Raw genomic sequence first — 19144 nt, forward strand, 5'->3', positions numbered from 1 at the left:
AACGACCTCCCATAAACCCCGCAACGCCCGCCTCGATCGCCTCATCTTAATCGAGGCACCAAGACTTACGACCCATAAGCCGCGGCCCATCAAGTGGAACGCCGGCGTTAGAGACCTGCTACGACAACTCCCGCCGCGGAGTATGGGTCCCCCGATGCGCAATTGCGCATCTGAGCTCAAGGCCGGGACGACGAGTTATAGCTGTTGCCCGATCTGGAATTCTCTCGCCACGAACGCATATAGAACTCCCGGACTTCAGCGAAGGAACCGCGCATGAGTTTGCAGGCCGACTTCACCGGCGAGGACTTCTTTCGCGATCCCGCCACCGCGATCGAGAAGCTGCGCAGCACGGGGCCGGTGGTGGAAGTGCGCTTTCCCATCATCGGCAAGGTGTGGGCCACGACCACGCAGGCGCTCGCCGATCAGGTGCTGAAGGATACCGAGACCTTCACCATCCGCCGCGACGATGGCAATGTCGCCGGGCTGCAATGGTGGATGCCGGGCATCGTGCGCACGCTCGCCAACAGCATGCTGTCGATGGACGAGCCCGACCACAAGCGGCTGCGCGACATCGTCGACGAAGCGTTCCGCCGCCGCGCCGTGCTCGACATGGAGCCGCATATCCAGGCGATCGGCGACCAGCTTGCCGATGAATTGTTTGCCGAAGGCAGTCCAGCTGATCTCGTCGAGCGCTTTGCGCGCAGGCTGCCGCTCTCGGTGATTTGCGAACTGCTCGGGCTGCCGCTGGCCGACCGGGCCAAATTCACCGCCTGGGCCAGCGGCTTTACCCGCTTCACCGGCGCGCTCGGCTTTCTCGGCATGATGCCGAAGATTTTTGCCATGCGGCGCTACGTCGAGCAGCATCTGGAAAGCGTTCGTCGGCAGGGCGGGCAGGGGTTGATCGCCGAAATCGTGCGCGTCGAAAAGGACGGCGGGAAGATCAGCCGTGACGAGATCGTGTCGATGGTGTTCCTGCTGCTGTTCGCCGGCCACGAGACCACGACGCATCTGATCAGCGGATCGGCGTTCGAGCTTCTGAAGAACCCCGGTCTGCGCGAATGGCTGGGTGAGGACGACAGCCGGCTCGATCTGGCGGTCGAGGAATTTCTGCGCTTCATCACGCCGGTGCAATTCACCAAGCCGCGCTATGTGCGCCGGGATGTCGACCTCGGTGGCGTGCAGGTGAGGAAGGGCGAAAAGGTCATGGCGATGCTTGCCGCCGCCAACATGGACCCGCACGCCAATCCGCATCCCGAGCGGCTCGACCTGCAGCGCAGGCCCAACCGCCACATCGCGTTCGGCACCGGAATCCATTTTTGTCTCGGCCATCAGCTGGCGCGGATCGAAGGCCGATGTGCGCTCAAAGCGCTGTTCCGGCGCTGACGTTGGCGGTCGATCCATCCGAAATCAAATGGCGCAAGCGGCCTGGCCTCCGCGCGATCGACCGGTTGCCGGTTGTGGTGATCAGGCACACGCGCGGTCCGGGTGGCGTAAAGCAGGAGTAGCGGGCTTTTTGTTCCACATCCTGTGCGGGTTGTGCCATCGATCGTTGCCCGCTTGCTACGATTGTTGCGCAGGCGCAACAGTTCCTGAACATTTAACCGTCAAATCAGCCAGCTATTGCTTGCGCCGCTTTTTAGCCACACCCCTGCATGAAATCATGCCTTCATAGGCTGATGGCCACAGCGCTCACGAGGACGAGACGGCTGGGGAAACAGGTTCGCGATGCACGCAGGGACGAACATCAAGAACAGGCTGCCGAGCCGTCACGTGACGGCGGGTCCCGCGCGCGCGCCGCAAGCCCAAGCCCAAGCCCAAGCCCAAGCCTATGTCGCTGGCGCCGTCGTCGCGGCTTCCAGCGACGCCGGCAATGCTGCACCGCACCTACCGGTGGTCGCCGATGAACGCAGCATCCAGTTCGATTCGATCGTGGCGGCGGAAATCTTCGCGAGGGAAATCTTCAAAAAGACTCCGTGTGCCGCGGGTTTGCAGCCGGGCGGCCGTGATGTTGCCAAAGACATACAGGAAATTGGGAGCATATCGCTTCTGATGAAGACGCTGCTCGACAACGGCCACCTGCGCGGGAATTGCCTTACCGCCACGGGCCGGACGATCGCCGAAAACCTCAAGAGCGTAAAGGTGATGGCCGTCACCGGCGGTGTCGTCGGCCCAAAAGATAATTCTGCGCAGGAAGGTGCGGTCGTGAAGGTCGCGGGCATTTTGAAGAAATTTTCCGGTTCTGTCCGCGGCTTGGTCCGCGAGGAGAACGCCGCGGCGAGTCTTAACGTAAAGTTGACCGGCGCCGACGCCCCTGAACATGAGACCAAACGGCAGTCCGGAGCGACTAACCTCAAATCGGCTGCGCTGTGGAAGGACGCCCAAAGGATCGGGCAGGCGATGGGTGGCGCTGTTTCCCATCCAGGCGGTGCGCACGAGAAGCAGTGTTATGCGGACATCTAGGCGTATCATTCTTGCGTTGATGTTAGGGGCCGCGCCGGTGGCGGGTTCCGGATTCGCGTTCGATGGTGCGCCGGTAAATCCCAAGGATGCCGCTCTTCCCGTGGTTTCCCAGCCCGCCGCCCAGGCGTTGAACGCCCAGGCCTTGGGTGGAGGCTTGGGTATTCCGGGCCAAAAGAAGGCGATTCCGCCGGCAACGGCAACCGCGGCGGCTGCCGCGACCGCGCCGTCACTGACCTCCCTGCAATACGCCGCTGAAGGCGGTCATCCCGTGGCCCAGTGGAAGCTCGGCCGGATGTATGCCAACGGCGATGGCGTCACCCAGGACGACCTGCGGGCGTTCGAATATTTCAGCCGCATTGCCAACCAGCATGCCGAGGATAGCCCGTCGGCGCCTCAGGCGACGATCGTGGCCAACGCCTTCGTGGCGCTGGGGCGGTACTACCTCAACGGCATTCCCAATTCGAAGGTCAAGGTCGACCGGGAGCGGGCGAGGGAGATGTTCTCCTATGCCGCGTCCTATTTCGGCAATGCGGACGCCCAGTACGATCTGGCGCGGCTCTATCTGAAGACCCCGGACGCTTCGCGGGAAGATTTCCGCTATGGCGCCCGCTGGCTTGGTCTGGCCGCCCAGAAGGGCCAGCATCAGGCGCAGGCGCTGCTCGGCCAGATGCTGTTCAACGGCGACCGGCTGCCGCCGCAGCGCGCGCGCGGGTTGATGTGGCTGACCCTGGCGAGCGAGAGTGCGGCGCCGGACGAGGTCTGGATCAAGGAAAGCTACACCCGGGCGATGTCGAAAGCCTCCGGCGACGACCGCGCCATGGCGCTGCAGATGCTCGAGCACTGGGTGCAGGGCCGCCGGGACTGAATTCCCCCGCCGCAGCTTAGTTGCTGCCGCGGCTTAGCTGCTGCCGCGGCTTGGCCTGAGCGGCGCTTGTTCGCTCAGGCGGTTTCGAGATCCAGATCGGCCCAGACCGGGACGTGGTCCGACGGCTTCTCCCAGGCGCGCACGTAGCTGTCGATACCGACATTGGTCAGCCGGTCGCTGGCCTGCGGCGACAGCAGCAAATGATCGATCCGAATGCCCCAATTCTTCTGCCAGGCGCCGGCCTGATAGTCCCAGAACGTGTATTGCCCGGGGGCGTCGTTCACGGCGCGCAGCGCGTCGGTCAGGCCGAGGCCAAGGAGGGATTGAAAGGCCTCGCGGGTCGCCGGCAAGAATAAAGCGTCCTTGGCCCAAGCGGCGGGATTGTAGACGTCCGGGGCCGCCGGGATGACGTTGAAGTCGCCCGCCAGGATCAGCGGCTCCTCCGCTTTAAGCCGCTCCCTCGAGTACTCAAGAAGCCGCGACATCCATTTGAGTTTGTAGGGATATTTGTCCGTATCCGGCGGGTTGCCATTGGGTAAATAAAGACAGGCGATGCGCAAGACCCCCTTCTTCAGGGGAATTACGCCTTCCAGGAAACGGGCGTGGGCGTCCTCGTCGTCGCCGGCGAGGCCGGATTTGGTTTCCTCGAACGGCAGCTTCGACAACAGCGCAACGCCATTGAAGGTCTTCTGGCCGTGGGTGACGACGTTGTAGCCGAGCGCCTCGATCTCGAGCCGCGGAAAGGCTTCATCGATGCATTTGATTTCCTGCAGGCAGACGACGTCAGGCGCGCAGTCCTTCAGCCAGGTCAGGAGATGGTCGATCCGCTGCCGGACCGAATTGACGTTCCACGTAGCAATACGCATTGCAAAAGCCCGGATTGTAATCACACATTTTCGCTGCAGTGGCATACCATGTGCCGCGAGGCTGTGATAACTATCTAGAAATAAGGCGTAAAAGTCGCCGTCAAGGGGGCCGGGACCAGCTGTCCCGCCCTTTGCGGATCGGCGGACGTGAAAAATTATGAAAAAGCGTAACTGGATACTTTTTGCCGGCATTATCGGCATCGTCGCCGTCGCGGCCTACACAACCCGCTCGTCGTGGATGGGGAGCAACGCCAGCGCACAGGGGCCGCAGCGCCCGCGCATGGTCTCGGTCGAACTGGCGAAGGCGGAGCGCAAGTCCGTGCCCGTCGATGTCGACGCCAATGGAACCGTCACGCCGATCTCCAGCGTGGCGCTGAAGTCGCGGCTGGAAACCACCATCGTGTCGGTCCATTTCCAGGACGGCGCCAAGGTCAACGAAGGCGACTTGCTGTTCACGCTCGATGCGCGCCAGATCGACGCCCAGATCGAGCAGGCCGAGGGGGTGCTCGCGAAGGACCAGGCCCAGCTCGAAGGCGCGCAGCGCGATGTCCGGCGGTACAGCGAACTGATCGGCAAGGGCGCCACCACGCAGGTCAATCTCGACAACGCCAAGACGACGGCTGACATCCTGGCTGGAACCATCAAGGCCGACCAGGCGGCGCTCGACAATCTGAAGGTCCAGAAAAGCTACACCACGATCCGCGCGCCGTTCTCGGGGCGGGTCGGTGCGGCTAACGTCAAGGTCGGCAATTTCGTGCGGCCGGCCGATCTCGCGCCGCTCGCCGTCATCAACCAGATGGCGCCGGTCTACGTGACGTTCGCCGTCCCCCAGCGTGTGCTGGTCGATCTGCGCGAGTCGATGGCGAAGGGGGCGTCCGGGGTGACCGCGACGATCCCGGGTCACCAGCGCTCGGAAAGCGGCAAGGTTGCGATGGTCGAGAACACGGTGGATGCCACCACCGGCATGGTTACTGTGCGCGGCATCATGAACAACGAGAACGAGACATTGTGGCCGGGAACCCTGGTCGCGACCCGACTGACAATCCGCAGCGAAGATGCGATCGTGGTTCCGACGGTCGCCGTGCAGCGTAGCCAGACCGGCAACTTTGTCTTCGTCGTCAAGGACGGCGCAGCCAAGGTTCAATCGGTCACGGTCGATCGTACCTCGCAGGGCATGTCGGTGATCTCAGAAGGGCTCGCCGGCGACGAGAGTGTGGTAGTCGACGGACAATTGCTGCTGTCGGACGGAACGCGGGTCGAGCCGCGGACGAAGAAGGCGGGAGCGTAGCCGATGTCGCTCTCGGAGCTCTGCATCCGCCGGCCGGTCATGACGACGCTGATCACGGCGTCGATCATTGCATTCGGCATCTTCGGCTTCCGCCTGCTGCCGGTATCGGCGCTGCCGCGGGTCGACTTCCCGACCATTGCCGTGACCGCGACCTTGCCGGGCGCGAGCGCGGATACGATGGCAGCCTCGGTGGCGGGCGTCATCGAGCGCCAGCTCTCGACGATTGCCGGCATCTCCTCGATGTCGTCGAGTTCATCGCAGGGCTCGAGCCAGATCACGATCCAGTTCGATCTCAACCGCAACATCGATTCCGCCGCGCTCGACGTGCAGACGGCGCTGACCATCGCGCAACGCCGGTTGCCGATCGAGATGCGAATCCCGCCGAGTTTCCGCAAGGTGAACCCGGCCGATTTCGCGATCCTGTTCGTGGTGCTTGGTTCACCGACGCTGCCGTTGTCGGCGGTCAACGAATATGGCGAAATCACCATCGGCCAGACCTTGTCGCAGATACCGGGCGTCGCGCAGGTCAGCGTCTACGGCGCGCAGAAGTTTGCCGTTCGCGTCCAGGCCGATCCGGAAGCCGCCGCGGCGCGCGGATTGTCGCTCGAAGACATCCGCACCGCGGTTTCGGCCGCCAATTCGTCGACCCCGGTCGGCACGCTGAACGGTCCGAAGCAAGACGTGGCGCTGCAGGCGTCCGGCCAGATGGACAAGGCGGCTGACTACAGCAAGATCGTGGTGGCCTGGCGCAACGGTTCGCCGGTCAAGCTCGATGAGGTCGCAAAGATCTACGACAGCGTCGAGAACGAGCGGATCGCAACCTGGCTGAACGACGAGCGCTCGATCGTGCTCGGCATCCAGAAACAGCCGGACGCCAACACGGTGGCCGTGGTCGATGGCATCCTGGCCAAATTGCCGGTGCTGCGGGCGCAGATCCCGCCATCGGTGTCGATCAACGTGCTGATGGATCGCTCGATATCCATTCGTCAGGCGGTGGCCGACGTCGAGGAGACGCTGCTGATCGCGATCGGGCTGGTCATCCTCGTCATCTTCCTGTTCCTGCGCTCGGCGTCTGCGACCTTCATTCCGGCGCTGGCGGTTCCGATCTCGCTATTCGGCACCTGCGCGGTGATGTACGCGCTCGACTATTCGATCAACAACATGACGCTGCTGGCGCTGACCCTGTCAGTCGGGTTCGTGGTCGACGACGCCATCGTCATGCTGGAGAACATCGTCCGCCATATCGAGCATGGGATGCGGCCGTTCGAGGCGGCGCTGAAGGGCGCGCGCGAGATCGGATTCACGATCATTTCGATCACTTTCTCGCTGATCGCCGTGTTTATCCCGGTGCTGCTGATGGGTGGCATCGTCGGCCGGGTGTTCCGCGAGTTCGCGGTGACGGTATCGGTCGCGATCATCGTGTCAGGATTCGTTTCGCTGACCTTGACGCCGATGCTGTGCGCGCGCGTGTTGCGGGCGCACGACCCGAACAAGAAACCGAACATCGTGCTTCGCGGTTTCGAGGCGATGTTCGAATCCTGGCTGCGCGCTTATGAATGGACGCTCGACTGGGTGCTGGCGCGCAAGGCGCTGATGCTGGCCGTGACGCTGGCGACGCTGGGCGGTACCGTCTACCTCTACATGATCGTGCCGAAGGGCTTCTTTCCGCAGGAGGATACCGGCTTCCTGATCGGCGTGACCGAGGCTGCGACCGACACGTCCTTCGATGCGATGAAGGAGCGGCAGCAGGCGCTGGTCGCGGTGCTGAGAGGCGATCCCGCGGTCGAATACATCAACTCCACCGTCGGCGCCGGCGGACCGAACACGACGGCCAATTACGGACGGCTGTTTATCGCGCTGAAGCCCAAGAAGGAACGCGACAACCTCACGACGATCATCGGGCGGCTGCGGGGCAAGGCTCGCCAGATTCCAGGCATGCAGGCGTTCTTCCAGCCGATCCAGAACCTCAATATCGGCGGGCGGATTTCCAAGAGCCAGTACCAGTATGTGATGCAGAGCGGCGACACCGACTCGCTGTACCGGCTGGCGCCGGAAATGCGCGACAAGATCGAGAAGGTGCCGGGCCTGCTCGACGTCACCACCGATCTCTACATCAAGAACCCGCAGATGACGGTCGATATCGACCGCGAGAAGGCCGCGGTTTACGGCGTCACCGTCGACCAGGTTCGCAACCAGCTCTACAACGCCTACGGCTCGCGCCAGGTCGGCACCATCTACATGCCGTCGAACGACTACCAGATCATCCTGGAAGTGCAGCCGCAGTTCCGGGTCGATCCGTCCGACCTGTCCAAGCTCTACATGAAGACCCAGAACAACCAGACCATTCCGCTGTCGGCGGTGGCGAAGCTGGTTCCGACGGTTGGGCCGCTGCAGATCAACCATCAGGCGCAGCAGCCGGCGGTGACGATCTCGTTCAACCTCGCGCCCGGCTATTCGCTGGGCTATGCGGTCGACCAGATCACCACGCTCGAGCAGAGCTCCAACCTGCCGGCGACCATTGCCACCGGCTTCTCCGGCACCGCGCAGGTGTTCCAGGATTCGCTGCGCGGGCAGGGCGTCCTGATCCTCGCCGCCGTGTTCGCGGCCTTCGTTATCCTCGGCATCCTCTACGAGAGTTTCATCCACCCGATCACCATCATCTCCGGCCTGCCGTCGGCCGGTATCGGCGCGATTCTGACCCTGATGCTGTTCGGAATGGAGATGTCCGTCATCGCGATGATCGGCATCGTGATGCTGGTCGGCATCGTCAAGAAGAACGCCATCATGATGGTGGACTTCGCGCTGGAGCGCCGCAGCGTCGGCCTCAGCGCCGAGCATGCGATCCGGGAAGCTGCGCTGCTGCGTTTCCGCCCCATCATGATGACGACGTTCGCCGCGATCTTCGGCACGCTGCCGATTGCGCTTGGCGCCGGCGCGGGCGCTGAACTGCGCCAGCCGCTCGGCGTCGCCGTGGTCGGCGGTCTGTGCCTGTCGCAACTGCTGACGCTGTACATCACCCCCGTGATCTACATCTATCTCGACCGCATCGACCGCCGCCTGAAGCGCCGGCTCGAGCCGCAGCTCGAAGAAACCGACGGCGAGCGGCCGCACGTGGTCGCGGCCGAGTAATGGTCCAGGCGCGGGCAATGCGGACCGCCCTGCGATGCATTGTCGTCCTGATCGCGCTTGCGTGGAGTGCCGGGACGAGGGCCGTTGCGGCCGAGCCGATCGAAATCTTCGACGCGCATCTGCATTACAATTGGGAACCAAAGCCCTATTACCAGCTCGACGAGGTGCTCGCGCTCTTCAAGAAGCATCGCGTCACCGGCATCCTCGCGACCAGCCGCCCGAACGCCGGAACGCATGCGCTGGTGGACGCGAAGGCCGAGGGGCTGCAGGTCGTGCCTTTCATCCGGCCATACCGCGTGCGGTCGGATATCCAGAGCTGGTTCGGCGATCCCGTGATCTTCGATCTCGTGCAGGACGAATTCAAGCGCGGCTATTACCGCGGCATCGGCGAATTCCATCTGTCGGGCAAGTCGGCGGAAAACGAGTGGGTGAAGAAGACCGTCGATTTTGCTGTTACCAACGACCTCTATCTGCACGCCCATGCCGATGACGAGGCGGTCGAGATCCTGATGCGGCACAATCCGAAAGCGCGGATCATCTGGGCGCATACCGGCTTTGGGCTGTCGACCGATCGCGTTACGGCGATGCTGTCGAAATACCCAAAACTGTGGGGAGAGTTGTCGTATCGCAGCGGCATCACCGACGGCGCGGGCAAGCTGACGGCTGAGTGGCGGACGCTGTTCGAACGCTATCCTGATCGCTTCCTGCTCGGTTCGGACACCTGGGTGCCGGAGCGCTGGGCGAGCTATGGTGAGATCATGGCGAGCTATCGCGCATGGCTGGCACAGCTATCGCCCAAAATCGCCGAGCAGATCGCGAGCGGAAATGCGAAGGCGTTGTTCGCCGCGCCGCGCTGATGTCGCTCAGATCGAAAAACTGGTGCCGCAGCCGCAGGAGGCGGTGGCGTTCGGATTGACCACCCGGAACGACGCGCCGATCAGGTCGTCGACGAAATCGACTTCCGAGCCGGCCAGGAACGGCACCGATGCCGGATCGACCAGCACCACCGCGCCCTCGCGCGCGATCACCAGATCGTCCTCGGCCTGGGCGTGCTCGACGTCGAACTTGTACTGGAAGCCGGAGCAGCCGCCGCCTTCGACAGATATGCGCAGCATGGCGCCGTCGCCCTCGGTCTTGAGGATTTGTCCGATGCGGCGGGCGGCCCGCTCGCTGACGGTGATGGCAGTGGTCATGCGTGGTCTCCGGTCGAAGGCGTCATACCCAATTCATTTGGTATCCCGCGCTCCCCATAGTTAAGTATGTAATCTCGCAGAATCAAATGGATAAGGACTAAAAAAACGTGTCGGTCGGAATGGCTGCCCCCCGCGCGCTCTATGCCTGCGATCCCGATCGCAGCCGTGGCCGGCTGTTTACGGAGCCGCCGAGCAAGACCCGCAGCCCGTTCCGCCGCGACTGCGACAGGGTGATCCATTCCACCGCCTTCCGCCGCCTGAAGCACAAAACTCAAGTCTTCGTGTTCCATGAAGGCGATCATTACCGCACAAGGCTGACCCATACGCTGGAGGTGGCCCAGATCGCCCGCGCGCTGGCCCGCCAGCTCGGGCTCGACGAGGACCTCACCGAGACGCTGGCGCTGGCCCACGACCTTGGCCATCCGCCGTTCGGCCACGCCGGGGAGCGGGCGCTGGACAAATGCTTGGCGGCCCACGGCGGCTTTGATCATAACGCCCAGACCCTGCGCGTCGTAACCTCGCTGGAACATCGCTATCCCGAGTTCGACGGCCTCAATCTGAGCTGGGAGTCGCTGGAAGGCATCGTCAAGCACAATGGACCGCTGACGATGCGAAGCGGGGACCCGGCCGGACGCTACAGCGACAGCGGGATTCCGGTCGGGATTGCCGATTTCAACCGCAAATATGATCTGGAGCTGTGGACCTACGCCTCGCTGGAGGCCCAAGTCGCAGCCTTCGCCGACGACATCGCCTATGACGCCCACGATATCGATGACGGCCTTCGCGCCGGCCTGTTTGGCGTCGACGACCTCAAGGTGATGCCGCTCACGGCCGCCATCATCGCTGACATCGGCAAGCACTATCCTGATCTCGATGACGTCAGGCGCGGGGCGGAACTGGTGCGCGAGTTGATCTCCTACATGATCTCGGCGGTTGTCGCCGAGGCAGGCAGGCGGCTCGAGGCGGCCAAGCCGCAATCCGCCCATGATGTGCGCCATCACACCCAGCCGCTGATCGCGTTTCCTCCCGCGGTCGCGGCGGAGGAGGCCGAGATCAAGGCGTTCCTGAAGCTGCGGATGTACCGCCACAAGCGGGTGATGCGGGTGATGGGCGAGGCGGAGCAGATCGTGTTCGATCTGTTCGCGCGCTACCAGAAATCGCCGGACGACCTGCCGGCCGAGTGGGTCGAGGGCACCGAGCGCGAGTCCGAAGGCGAGCGCGCGCGCCGGATCGGCAATTTCATTGCCGGGATGACCGACCGTTTCGCCCTGACCGAGCATCAAAGGCTTTTTGACTCGACCCCGGATTTGCGTTAGGCGGCGGCCCAGGAACTTAGAAAAATGGCCGAAAAACCCACTTCTCCGCATCTTTTTGCCGATGTGCTTGCGCGCGTGCACAGGATATGTGCTGCGCTTGCGGCCGAGGAAAACTGGCCCGCCGGCATCGATTTCTCCCGCGTGGTGGTCGAGCCGCCGCGCGATGCGACCCATGGCGACATGGCGACCAACGCCGCGATGGTGCTCGCCAAGGAAGCCAAGGCAAAGCCGCGCGATCTCGCCGACAAGTTCGCCGAGAAACTGCGCGCGGACGATCTGATCGCCGCCGTTGATGTCGCCGGTCCAGGCTTCATCAATCTCACCTTGAAGCCGCAAGTGTGGGCCGATGCGCTGCGCACGGTGCTGCGCGAAGGCGCGGCATACGGGGCGAGCGCGATTGGCGGCGGCGAAAAGGTCAACGTCGAATACGTCTCGGCCAATCCGACCGGGCCGATGCATGTCGGCCATTGTCGGGGCGCGGTGTTCGGCGATGCGCTGTGCAGCCTGCTGCAGTTCGCGGGCTATGACGTCACGCGCGAATATTACATCAACGACGCCGGCGCCCAGGTCGATGTACTCGGCCGCTCGGCGTATCTGCGCTACCGCGAAGCGCTCGGTGAAGACATCGGTGCGATACCGGAAGGCCTGTATCCCGGTGATTATCTCGTGCCGGTCGGGCAGGCGCTGGCCGCCGAATACGGCGACAAGCTCAAGTCGATGCCGGAAAACGCCTGGCTGCCGATCGTGCGCCTCAAGGCCATCGACATGATGATGGAGATGATCAAGGGCGATCTCGCAGCGCTCCACATCAAGCATGATGTGTTTTTCTCGGAGCGCTCGCTGATCGAGACCGGCAACAACAAGGTCACCGAGACCATCGATTATCTGCGTGCAAAGGGCGATGTGTATGAGGGCCGCCTCGCGCCGCCGAAGGGCAAGCCGGTCGACGATTACGAGGACCGCGAACAGACGCTGTTTCGGGCCACCGCGTTCGGCGACGATGTCGATCGTCCGCTGATCAAGTCGGACGGCGGCTATACTTATTTCGCCTCCGACATCGCCAACCACAAGAACAAGTTCGATCGCGGCTTCACCAACCTGATCGACGTGTTCGGCGCCGATCATGGCGGCTACATCAAGCGCATGCAGGCAGCGGTGAAGGCCGTGACCTCGGGCAAGGCCGCCCTCGACGTCAAGATCGTGCAGCTGGTCAAGCTGCTGCGCGACGGCGAGCCTGTGAAGATGTCAAAGCGCTCCGGCGAGTTCGTCACCTTGCGCGAGGTGGTCGACGAGGTGGGCTCGGATGCCGTTCGTTTCATGATGCTGTTCCGCAAGAACGACGCGGTGCTGGACTTCGACCTCGCCAAGGTGATCGAGCAGTCCAAGGACAACGCGGTGTTCTACGTCCAGTACGGCCATGCCCGCGGCCATTCGATCTTCAAGAACGCCCGGGAAATGGTTCCCGACCTGCCGGAGAGCGATTCCGCCCGGGCGGCCTATCTCGGGGATGCCGCGGTGGAGCGGCTGACGGACCCTGCGGAACTCAGCCTGCTGAAGCAGCTGGCGCTCTATCCCCGGATGATCGAGGCAGCCGCGGTGGCCCATGAGCCCCACCGAATCGCTTTTTACCTCTATGATCTCGCGAGTGAATTTCACGCGCTTTGGACCAGGGGGCGGGATTTGCCCTATTTACGCTTCATTATCACTAATGATGCACACATTACGAGGGCGCGACTGGCAATGGTCCAGGGCGTCGTCTCGGTTCTGGCATCGGGCTTAGCCGTTCTCGGCGTCCACGCTCCGACCGAGATGCGGTAGGCAAGGGGCATAGGCCCTCGCAATGGGGATTGTGAGGGTATCTGGCAGGAGCCAATTCGTGTTCATGGCTCGTATGGTCATGGCGGGTTGGCGCTGTCCCGAAGGGGATGCATCTTCACGATGGCTAATCGATATCAGGAACGACCTTTTCCTTCCGACGCCGACGATGATCGCGGCGCGAACCCGGCTGCCCCGAAGGGCGACAGCGATCCGCTCGCGGAGCTGGCGCGGCTGATCGGGCAGTCCGATCCGTTTGGCGGCGCCGCCAAGACCCCGCACCCACTGCAGTCACGGGCCAATGTGCGCCCGCAATACGACGCCGTGGACGAGGATGAGGTCAGCGTGGCCGCAGGCCCGCCGCCATGGATGCAGCGCGCCAGGCACGATGCGCCGTCACCGCAACCGGAATACGAAGAGCAGGAGCCGGAATACCAGCCGAGCCCCGTGCATCCCTTGCACCGCTACGCGGCCCAGCAGCCGGCGGCACATGAACAGGACCATCACGCGCCGGCGCAGCAATACGCCGACGAGCAGCCGGTGGATCCCTCGCGGTATGACGACGCGCTGTATGGCCAGCTCGAATCCGGGCAGCATGAATTTGCGCGTGATCCGGCCTTTCCGGATGATCCCTACGCCTACCAGAGCGATTATGAGGAAGAGCCGGAGCCGCCGCGCAAGCGCAGCAATGGCTTGATAACGGTCGCCGCGGTGCTGGCGCTGGCCGTGGTCGGGACGGGGGCTGCCTTCGCCTATCGAACCTATGTCGGCTCACCGCGCAGCGGCGAGCCGCCGATCATCAAGGCCGACAACAGCCCGACCAAGGTGATGGCGACACCTGGCGATGGCGCCGCTGGCAAGACACCGGACCGCATGGTGCCCGGCGATGGCGGCGAAAAGATCGTGTCGCGTGAAGAGGCTCCGGTCGACGTCAATTCCAGGTCCGGCCCGCGCGTGGTGTTTCCGCCGCTGAACCCGAATGGCAGCCCGCCCTCGGTCGCAAGCGTCTCTCCGGCCGCTCCGCCGCCAGCTGCCGCCGCGAACGGCTCGCTGCCGAACAACGAACCGCGCAAGATCAAGACCCTTGCCGTGAAGGGCGACGCCGACAACGGCGGCGTTCCTGCAGGGGTTGCATCGGCAAAGCCGGCGCCGGCTGCCCGTACGGCCGCACCGGCGCCAGCCCCGGCCGCGGCGCCGCGCAACCCGTCATCCGCCAACGCCAGCGCCAATGGCCCGCTCGCGCTGACGCCGCAAGGCGGCGCAGCTCCCGATCCGGTGCCCACCCGCGTCGCCTCAACCAATCCGGCGCAGGCCGCGCCTTCCGGCGTCGGATACCTTGTCCAGGTCTCCTCGCAGAAGAACGAGGCCGATGCGCTGGCTTCCTACCGGGCGCTGCAGGGCAAGTACCCATCCGTGCTGGGGACACGTTCAGCTTCGATCAGGCGGGCGGATCTCGGTGAAAAGGGCGTCGTTTACCGCTCGATGGTCGGGCCGTTTGGCTCCCAGGAGGAGGCGGCGCAGCTGTGCGGCAACCTGAAAACTGCCGGCGGACAGTGCGTCATCCTCAGGAATTAACGGCCGTTTCCTTGACCCGGGAGCTGTGAGGGGCCTAATCGGCCCCCATGAGCAGCCGCGCATTCATCACAGGCATATCCGGACTGGAATTGAGCGCTGACGAGCGCGCATTTATCCGTGCCGAGCTGCCATGGGGCTTCATCCTATTCAAACGCAACATTGAGACCCCCTCGCAAGTTGCTTCGCTGGTTGGCGAATTACGCGATTTGATCGGAAACGCCGATGCGCCGGTCCTGATCGACCAGGAAGGCGGGCGGGTGCAGCGTGTCGGACCGCCGCATTGGCCGGTGTATCCGCCAGGCGCCGTCTTTGGGGCGTTGTACGACATCGACCCACAATTGGGCTTTAAGGCCGCCCGTTTGAGCTCACGGCTGATCGCAGCCGACCTGATCGACCTCGGAATCACGGTGGACTGCCTGCCGCTCGCAGACGTGCCGATTGCGGGGGCCGACGCCGTCATTGGCAACCGGGCCTATGGAACCGAGCCGGGCAAAGTGGCCGCGATCGCCCGCGCCGTCACCGAGGGGCTGGAGCAGGGCGGGGTGTTGCCGGTCCTGAAGCACATTCCCGGCCATGGAAGAGCCACAGCGGACAGCCATTTTCGGCTGCCGACGGTTGATTCGACGAGGGAAGAACTCGATCGGACCGATTTTGCCGCCTTTCAACCGCTGGCGGACCTGCCGATGGCGATGACCGCACATGTTGTGTTTAGCGCCCTAGACCCCGTCCATCCGGCGACGACTTCTGCGACAATCATCCGGCAGGTGATTCGCGGCGTAATCGGGTTCCAAGGTTTGTTGATGAGTGATGACGTGTCCATGAATGCGTTGGCGGGATCGATCGCCGAGCGGACCCGCGCCATCGTCAACGCCGGCTGCGACATGGTTTTGCACTGCAACGGCAAGCTCGACGAGATGCGCGATGTCGCAGCCGAGACGCCGGAACTGGCGGGCGAGGCCCTCAGTCGCGCCAACCGGGCGCTGGCCTCGCGAAAGGCGCCGTTGCCGCTCGACCGGCAGGCGGCGCGGGCTGAACTGGACGCGTTGATGGATCGGGTAGGGACGGCATGACCGCGGAGATTCTATCGTTTGAAACCGGACGGCCCGCCGCTGACGGCACCGACAGCGAGCCGTCGCTGGTTGTCGACGTCGAGGGCTATGAGGGTCCGCTCGACCTGTTGCTGACGCTGGCGCGGCAGCAGAAGGTCGACCTGTCCAAGATTTCGATCCTGGCGCTGGCCGACCAGTATCTCGTCTTCATCGAGGCGGCGCGAAAGATTCGGCTCGAGCTTGCGGCTGACTATCTGGTGATGGCGGCCTGGCTGGCGTTCCTGAAATCGCGGCTGCTGCTGCCCGAACCGGCGACACCGGACGGTCCGAGCGCCGAGGAGATGGCGACCGCGCTGGCCAACCGGCTGCGCCGGCTGGAAGCCATCCGGGAGGCAGCCAACCGGCTGATGAACCGGCCGCAGTTCCAGCGCGATATTTTCCCGCGCGGCAATCCGGAATCGATCGCGGAAATCCGCCACCCCAAATTCACGGCGACCCTGTACGACCTGCTCACGGCCTATGCCACGCAGCGCCAACAGAAGGTGCTGGCAACGGTGCATCTGGCCAAGCGCACGGTGTGGTCGCTGTCGGAGGCGCGCGCCTCGCTGGAGCGGCTGGTCGGCATGGCCGAGGACTGGAGCTGCCTCGACGAATTTCTCCTCAGTTATGTTGTCGATCCCTCGCAGAAGGCGACGGTGTTTGCCTCGACCTTTGCCGCAGCGCTCGAGCTGGTGCGGGAAGGCGAGATGGAACTGAACCAGAAAGAGGCGTTCGCGCCGCTGTATTTTCGTAAGCGTCAGCCGCAAGCGTCCGGGGCGATGTCCGCTTCGGATCTCTCGGTCGAGTAAGTGGAAGAAGGAGACCTAGCCATGGCGAGCCTCGCGGAAAAGCGAATGGAAGAAGCCGAGGAACAATCCGTCGATCCCACGAACGAGCCCGAAGCGAGGCCCGAAGAATTGCGGCTGCTGGAAGCGCTGTTGTTCGCCTCCGCCGAGCCGGTCGATCAGGCGGCGCTGGCCAAGCGCATGCCCGACGGCGTCGACGTCAAGGTGGCCCTGGCGCAACTGCAGGCGGAATACGCCACGCGCGGCGTCAATCTGGTGCGGGTCGCCAACAAGTGGACGTTCCGCACCGCCGGCGATTTGGCGTGGCTGATGACGCGGGAGAGCACGGAAACGCGGCGGCTGTCGCGCGCGGCCATCGAGGTGCTCGCGATCATCGCCTACCACCAGCCGGTGACGCGCGCCGAGATCGAGGAAATCCGCGGCGTGATCACCTCCAAGGGCACGCTGGATGTACTGCTGGAGACCGGCTGGATTCGTCCCCGCGGCCGCCGCAAGACGCCGGGCCGGCCGTTGACATTCGGTACCACCGATGGGTTCCTGTCGCAGTTCAGCCTGGAAGCGCTCGGCGACCTGCCGGGCCTGGAAGAGCTGAAGGGCACGGGCCTGCTGGATTCGCGGCTGCCTTCCGGCTTCAGCGTTCCGACCCCGTCGGACGACGTGGCGCTGCGCGAGGACGAGGACCCGCTGGATGCCGGCGACACCCTGGAACTCCTGCTGGCGCCGGCCGCCGAGCCGGAGACACCCAGCGAAAGCTGAGGCGTGGACAAAAATATCGAAAACAACCCCATGCAAAGTAGAACGGGCCCGGTTCGGGGCCTGTTCCGTTAGGGGCCGGTTGGTCCTCGAAAACGGATTAACGGTAGCAATAATACGTAGCTGCGACAGCGATTTGCCGCGGCTTGGGTCCTTGTTTTTGACACCTCCCGGGCCTACCTTCCGGCAAAGCTTGGGCCGGATGCCGGCCGTCTCTTTTGGAGGGTTGCAGGATGGGTTCGCTTAGCATTTGGCACTGGATCGTCGTGATCGCAGTGGTCCTGCTGTTGTTCGGCCGCGGCAAGATTTCGGACCTGATGGGCGACGTCGCGCAGGGCATCAAGTCCTTCAAGAAAGGCTTGCAGGACGATGACAAGCCTGCGGAAAAGCCCGCGGTCGAGCCGACCAAGACCATCGATCACAATGCGGCGCCGACGGCGGCACGCACCGATGTCGGCAGCAAGGCTGTCTGACGGTTTAGTTGTCTGCGCCCGTCTGGCGCGGACCGGTGTCCGGTGAAGCCATGGCCTATTGAAGTCATGGACGCCGGTTGAGAAAAGACGTGGGCCGCCCCAAAATCTTGCTATTGAGATTTGGGTGGGGCGGGGTCGCGTAAGCGGAAATTTTCATGTTCGACATCGGGTGGAGTGAACTGGTCGTCATCGCGGTTGTCGCGCTGATCGCCATCGGCCCGAAAGAGCTGCCGGGCGTGCTGCGCATGGTCGGGCAATGGATGGGCAAGGCCCGCAAGATGGCCTCCGAATTCCAGGGCCAGTTCCAGGAAGCGATGCGCGAGGCCGAAATGGCCGACCTCAAGAATAGTTTTGACGAGGTCAAGGACGTCGCGACAGGCATGTCTCCCACCAATCTTATGACCTCGCTGCAAAAGGACGTCGGTGACGCCTTGCAGATCGGGGACATCGACAAGCCCGTGAATTCGCAGGTGGAAACCTCGATCGGTGAAACCGTGACGCCGGAAATCGTCGCGCCGACCACGCCGGCCGCGCCGACGGCCGAGACCTTCGTCGAGGCCGAAACCCATCAGGCGGCCTCCGAGCCGCTGATCATCACGCGTGAAGTTCAGGCCGCGCAGCAGCAGGACATCGCGCCAGCGGCGCCGGACATTCTCAAGGACGCCAAAGCGTCATGAGCGACGAAGACATTGAGGCCAGCAAAGCGCCGCTGATGGACCATTTGATCGAGCTGCGCTCGCGGCTGATCAAGGCGCTGCTCGCGTTCGGTATCGCCTTCATCTTCTGCTTCTTCTTCGCCAAGCAGATCTACAACGTGCTGGTGTGGCCGTTCGTCTGGGTCGCCGGCCCCGAGAATTCGAAGTTCATCTACACCGCGCTGCTCGAGTATTTCCTCACGCAGTTGAAGCTCGCGCTGTTCGGCGCCGGCTTCATTTCGTTCCCGATTATCGCGACGCAGATCTACAAGTTCGTGGCGCCCGGGCTCTACAAGCACGAGCGCGGCGCGTTCCTGCCGTATCTGGTGGCAACCCCGTTCTTCTTCGTGCTCGGCTCGCTCCTGGTCTATTTCATCGTGCTGCCGATGCTGGTGCGCTTCTCGCTCGGCATGCAGCAATCCGGCGGCGACGAGACCGCGCAGATCCAGCTGTTGCCCAAAGTGGGTGAATATCTGTCGCTAATGATGGGGCTGATCTTTGCCTTCGGCATCGCGTTCCAGCTGCCGGTGATCCTGACGCTATTGGGCCGGATCGGCATCCTCACCGCAAAACAGCTTCGCGAAAAGCGGCGCTATTTCATCGTGGTCGCCTTTGTCATCGCGGCCGTCCTGACGCCGCCCGACGTGTTGAGCCAGGCTTCGCTGGCGCTGCCGCTGCTGGTTCTCTACGAAGGTTCGATCCTCGCGGTCGCCCTGGTGGAGAAGCGGGCCGCCGCGGCCAAGGCCGCGACCGGTACGCCACCCTCCGCGACCCCGCCGCCCGCGGCCAATCCGGCCGAGTAGGGCCGCTTCGCTGTTCCAA

At 63.6% G+C, this 19144-nt stretch carries 16 protein-coding genes and 1 pseudogene; 15 read left to right on the plus strand and 2 right to left on the minus strand.

Translation table 11 applies throughout. The annotated features are described in order from the left end of the window. The first annotated feature begins 273 nt into the window (after positions 1-273). The 3 genes and pseudogenes from JQ575_RS40100 to JQ575_RS40110 all read left to right on the plus strand — a co-directional run bounded on the left by JQ575_RS40100 (position 274) and on the right by JQ575_RS40110 (position 3325). On the plus strand, positions 274-1383 hold the full coding sequence (locus tag JQ575_RS40100; RefSeq protein WP_312016105.1) for a cytochrome P450: 1110 nt from the start codon (positions 274-276) through the stop codon (positions 1381-1383). A gap of 450 nt (positions 1384-1833) precedes the next feature. Then, positions 1834-2460: pseudogene (locus JQ575_RS40105) on the plus strand (dihydroxy-acid dehydratase); the annotation flags it as partial. Next, on the plus strand, positions 2447-3325 hold the full coding sequence (locus JQ575_RS40110) for a tetratricopeptide repeat protein (RefSeq protein WP_212038688.1): 879 nt from the start codon (positions 2447-2449) through the stop codon (positions 3323-3325). The pseudogene JQ575_RS40105 and the gene JQ575_RS40110, both read left to right, overlap by 14 nt. Positions 3326-3399: 74 nt before the next feature. Here JQ575_RS40110 and xth read toward each other — a convergent pair whose 3' ends face one another. Beyond that, on the minus strand, positions 3400-4191 hold the full coding sequence (xth, locus tag JQ575_RS40115) for an exodeoxyribonuclease III (RefSeq protein WP_212038689.1): 792 nt from the start codon (positions 4189-4191) through the stop codon (positions 3400-3402). 157 nt (positions 4192-4348) lie between these two features. Here xth and JQ575_RS40120 point away from each other — a divergent pair, with 157 nt between their 5' ends. The 3 genes from JQ575_RS40120 to JQ575_RS40130 are packed head-to-tail and all read left to right on the plus strand — an operon-like array spanning position 4349 to position 9465. Next, positions 4349-5479 (plus strand): efflux RND transporter periplasmic adaptor subunit, encoded by a 1131-nt coding sequence (locus JQ575_RS40120; RefSeq protein WP_212038690.1) that lies wholly within the window; start codon positions 4349-4351, stop codon positions 5477-5479. 3 nt (positions 5480-5482) lie between these two features. Continuing rightward, complete coding sequence (locus JQ575_RS40125; protein WP_212038691.1) at positions 5483-8608, plus strand: efflux RND transporter permease subunit; 3126 nt, start codon at positions 5483-5485, stop codon at positions 8606-8608. Positions 8609-8625: 17 nt separating this feature from the next. Further along, positions 8626-9465 (plus strand): amidohydrolase family protein, encoded by an 840-nt coding sequence (locus tag JQ575_RS40130; RefSeq protein ID WP_249167220.1) that lies wholly within the window; start codon positions 8626-8628, stop codon positions 9463-9465. Between the two features lie 6 nt (positions 9466-9471). Here the strand turns inward: JQ575_RS40130 and erpA are convergent, their stop codons facing one another. After that, positions 9472-9801: an iron-sulfur cluster insertion protein ErpA gene (gene erpA / locus JQ575_RS40135; protein WP_192739521.1), complete on the minus strand. Its 330-nt coding sequence runs from the start codon at positions 9799-9801 to the stop codon at positions 9472-9474. 107 nt (positions 9802-9908) lie between these two features. Here erpA and JQ575_RS40140 point away from each other — a divergent pair, with 107 nt between their 5' ends. From JQ575_RS40140 to tatC, 9 genes are all read left to right on the plus strand, one after another. Beyond that, positions 9909-11117, plus strand: coding sequence for a deoxyguanosinetriphosphate triphosphohydrolase (locus tag JQ575_RS40140; protein WP_212038692.1), 1209 nt, complete (start codon positions 9909-9911; stop codon positions 11115-11117). Positions 11118-11141: 24 nt separating this feature from the next. After that, positions 11142-12935: an arginine--tRNA ligase gene (gene argS / locus JQ575_RS40145; protein WP_212038693.1), complete on the plus strand. Its 1794-nt coding sequence runs from the start codon at positions 11142-11144 to the stop codon at positions 12933-12935. 120 nt (positions 12936-13055) lie between these two features. Continuing rightward, entirely contained in the window at positions 13056-14507 is a 1452-nt protein-coding gene (locus tag JQ575_RS40150) for an SPOR domain-containing protein (protein ID WP_212038694.1), read from the plus strand. A gap of 47 nt (positions 14508-14554) precedes the next feature. After that, positions 14555-15577, plus strand: a complete 1023-nt coding sequence (gene nagZ / locus JQ575_RS40155) for a beta-N-acetylhexosaminidase (RefSeq protein WP_212038695.1) — start codon at positions 14555-14557, stop codon at positions 15575-15577. Further along, the gene (locus JQ575_RS40160; RefSeq protein ID WP_192739516.1) at positions 15574-16404 is read left to right on the plus strand and encodes a ScpA family protein; all 831 of its coding nucleotides are present in this window, start codon (positions 15574-15576) and stop codon (positions 16402-16404) included. Before nagZ ends, JQ575_RS40160 begins: the two co-directional genes overlap by 4 nt. A 21-nt stretch (positions 16405-16425) precedes the next feature. Next, on the plus strand, positions 16426-17157 hold the full coding sequence (gene scpB, locus JQ575_RS40165; RefSeq protein WP_212038696.1) for an SMC-Scp complex subunit ScpB: 732 nt from the start codon (positions 16426-16428) through the stop codon (positions 17155-17157). Positions 17158-17387: 230 nt separating this feature from the next. Continuing rightward, complete coding sequence (locus JQ575_RS40170) at positions 17388-17627, plus strand: twin-arginine translocase TatA/TatE family subunit (RefSeq protein ID WP_192739514.1); 240 nt, start codon at positions 17388-17390, stop codon at positions 17625-17627. Between the two features lie 155 nt (positions 17628-17782). Next, complete coding sequence (gene tatB, locus JQ575_RS40175; RefSeq protein ID WP_212038697.1) at positions 17783-18304, plus strand: Sec-independent protein translocase protein TatB; 522 nt, start codon at positions 17783-17785, stop codon at positions 18302-18304. Continuing rightward, positions 18301-19125 (plus strand): twin-arginine translocase subunit TatC, encoded by an 825-nt coding sequence (gene tatC, locus JQ575_RS40180; RefSeq protein ID WP_192739512.1) that lies wholly within the window; start codon positions 18301-18303, stop codon positions 19123-19125. Before tatB ends, tatC begins: the two co-directional genes overlap by 4 nt. Positions 19126-19144 lie beyond the last annotated feature (19 nt).

It is taken from the genome of Bradyrhizobium sp. JYMT SZCCT0428 (genome assembly GCF_018131075.1).
In the GTDB taxonomy this organism is placed as follows: Bacteria; Pseudomonadota; Alphaproteobacteria; order Rhizobiales; family Xanthobacteraceae; genus Bradyrhizobium.

Excerpts from the sequence above, each read along its gene's own strand:
- JQ575_RS40100 (WP_312016105.1), top strand. The coding sequence starts at position 274 with ATGAGTTTGCAGGCCGACTTCACCGGCGAGGACTTCTTTCGCGATCCC.
- JQ575_RS40110 (WP_212038688.1), top strand. The coding sequence starts at position 2,447 with ATGCGGACATCTAGGCGTATCATTCTTGCGTTGATGTTAGGGGCCGCG.
- xth (WP_212038689.1), bottom strand. The coding sequence starts at position 4,191 with ATGCGTATTGCTACGTGGAACGTCAATTCGGTCCGGCAGCGGATCGAC.
- JQ575_RS40120 (WP_212038690.1), top strand. The coding sequence starts at position 4,349 with ATGAAAAAGCGTAACTGGATACTTTTTGCCGGCATTATCGGCATCGTC.
- JQ575_RS40125 (WP_212038691.1), top strand. The coding sequence starts at position 5,483 with ATGTCGCTCTCGGAGCTCTGCATCCGCCGGCCGGTCATGACGACGCTG.
- JQ575_RS40130 (WP_249167220.1), top strand. The coding sequence starts at position 8,626 with ATGCGGACCGCCCTGCGATGCATTGTCGTCCTGATCGCGCTTGCGTGG.
- erpA (WP_192739521.1), bottom strand. The coding sequence starts at position 9,801 with ATGACCACTGCCATCACCGTCAGCGAGCGGGCCGCCCGCCGCATCGGA.
- argS (WP_212038693.1), top strand. The coding sequence starts at position 11,142 with ATGGCCGAAAAACCCACTTCTCCGCATCTTTTTGCCGATGTGCTTGCG.
- JQ575_RS40150 (WP_212038694.1), top strand. The coding sequence starts at position 13,056 with ATGGCTAATCGATATCAGGAACGACCTTTTCCTTCCGACGCCGACGAT.
- nagZ (WP_212038695.1), top strand. The coding sequence starts at position 14,555 with ATGAGCAGCCGCGCATTCATCACAGGCATATCCGGACTGGAATTGAGC.
- JQ575_RS40160 (WP_192739516.1), top strand. The coding sequence starts at position 15,574 with ATGACCGCGGAGATTCTATCGTTTGAAACCGGACGGCCCGCCGCTGAC.
- scpB (WP_212038696.1), top strand. The coding sequence starts at position 16,426 with ATGGCGAGCCTCGCGGAAAAGCGAATGGAAGAAGCCGAGGAACAATCC.
- JQ575_RS40170 (WP_192739514.1), top strand. The coding sequence starts at position 17,388 with ATGGGTTCGCTTAGCATTTGGCACTGGATCGTCGTGATCGCAGTGGTC.
- tatB (WP_212038697.1), top strand. The coding sequence starts at position 17,783 with ATGTTCGACATCGGGTGGAGTGAACTGGTCGTCATCGCGGTTGTCGCG.
- tatC (WP_192739512.1), top strand. The coding sequence starts at position 18,301 with ATGAGCGACGAAGACATTGAGGCCAGCAAAGCGCCGCTGATGGACCAT.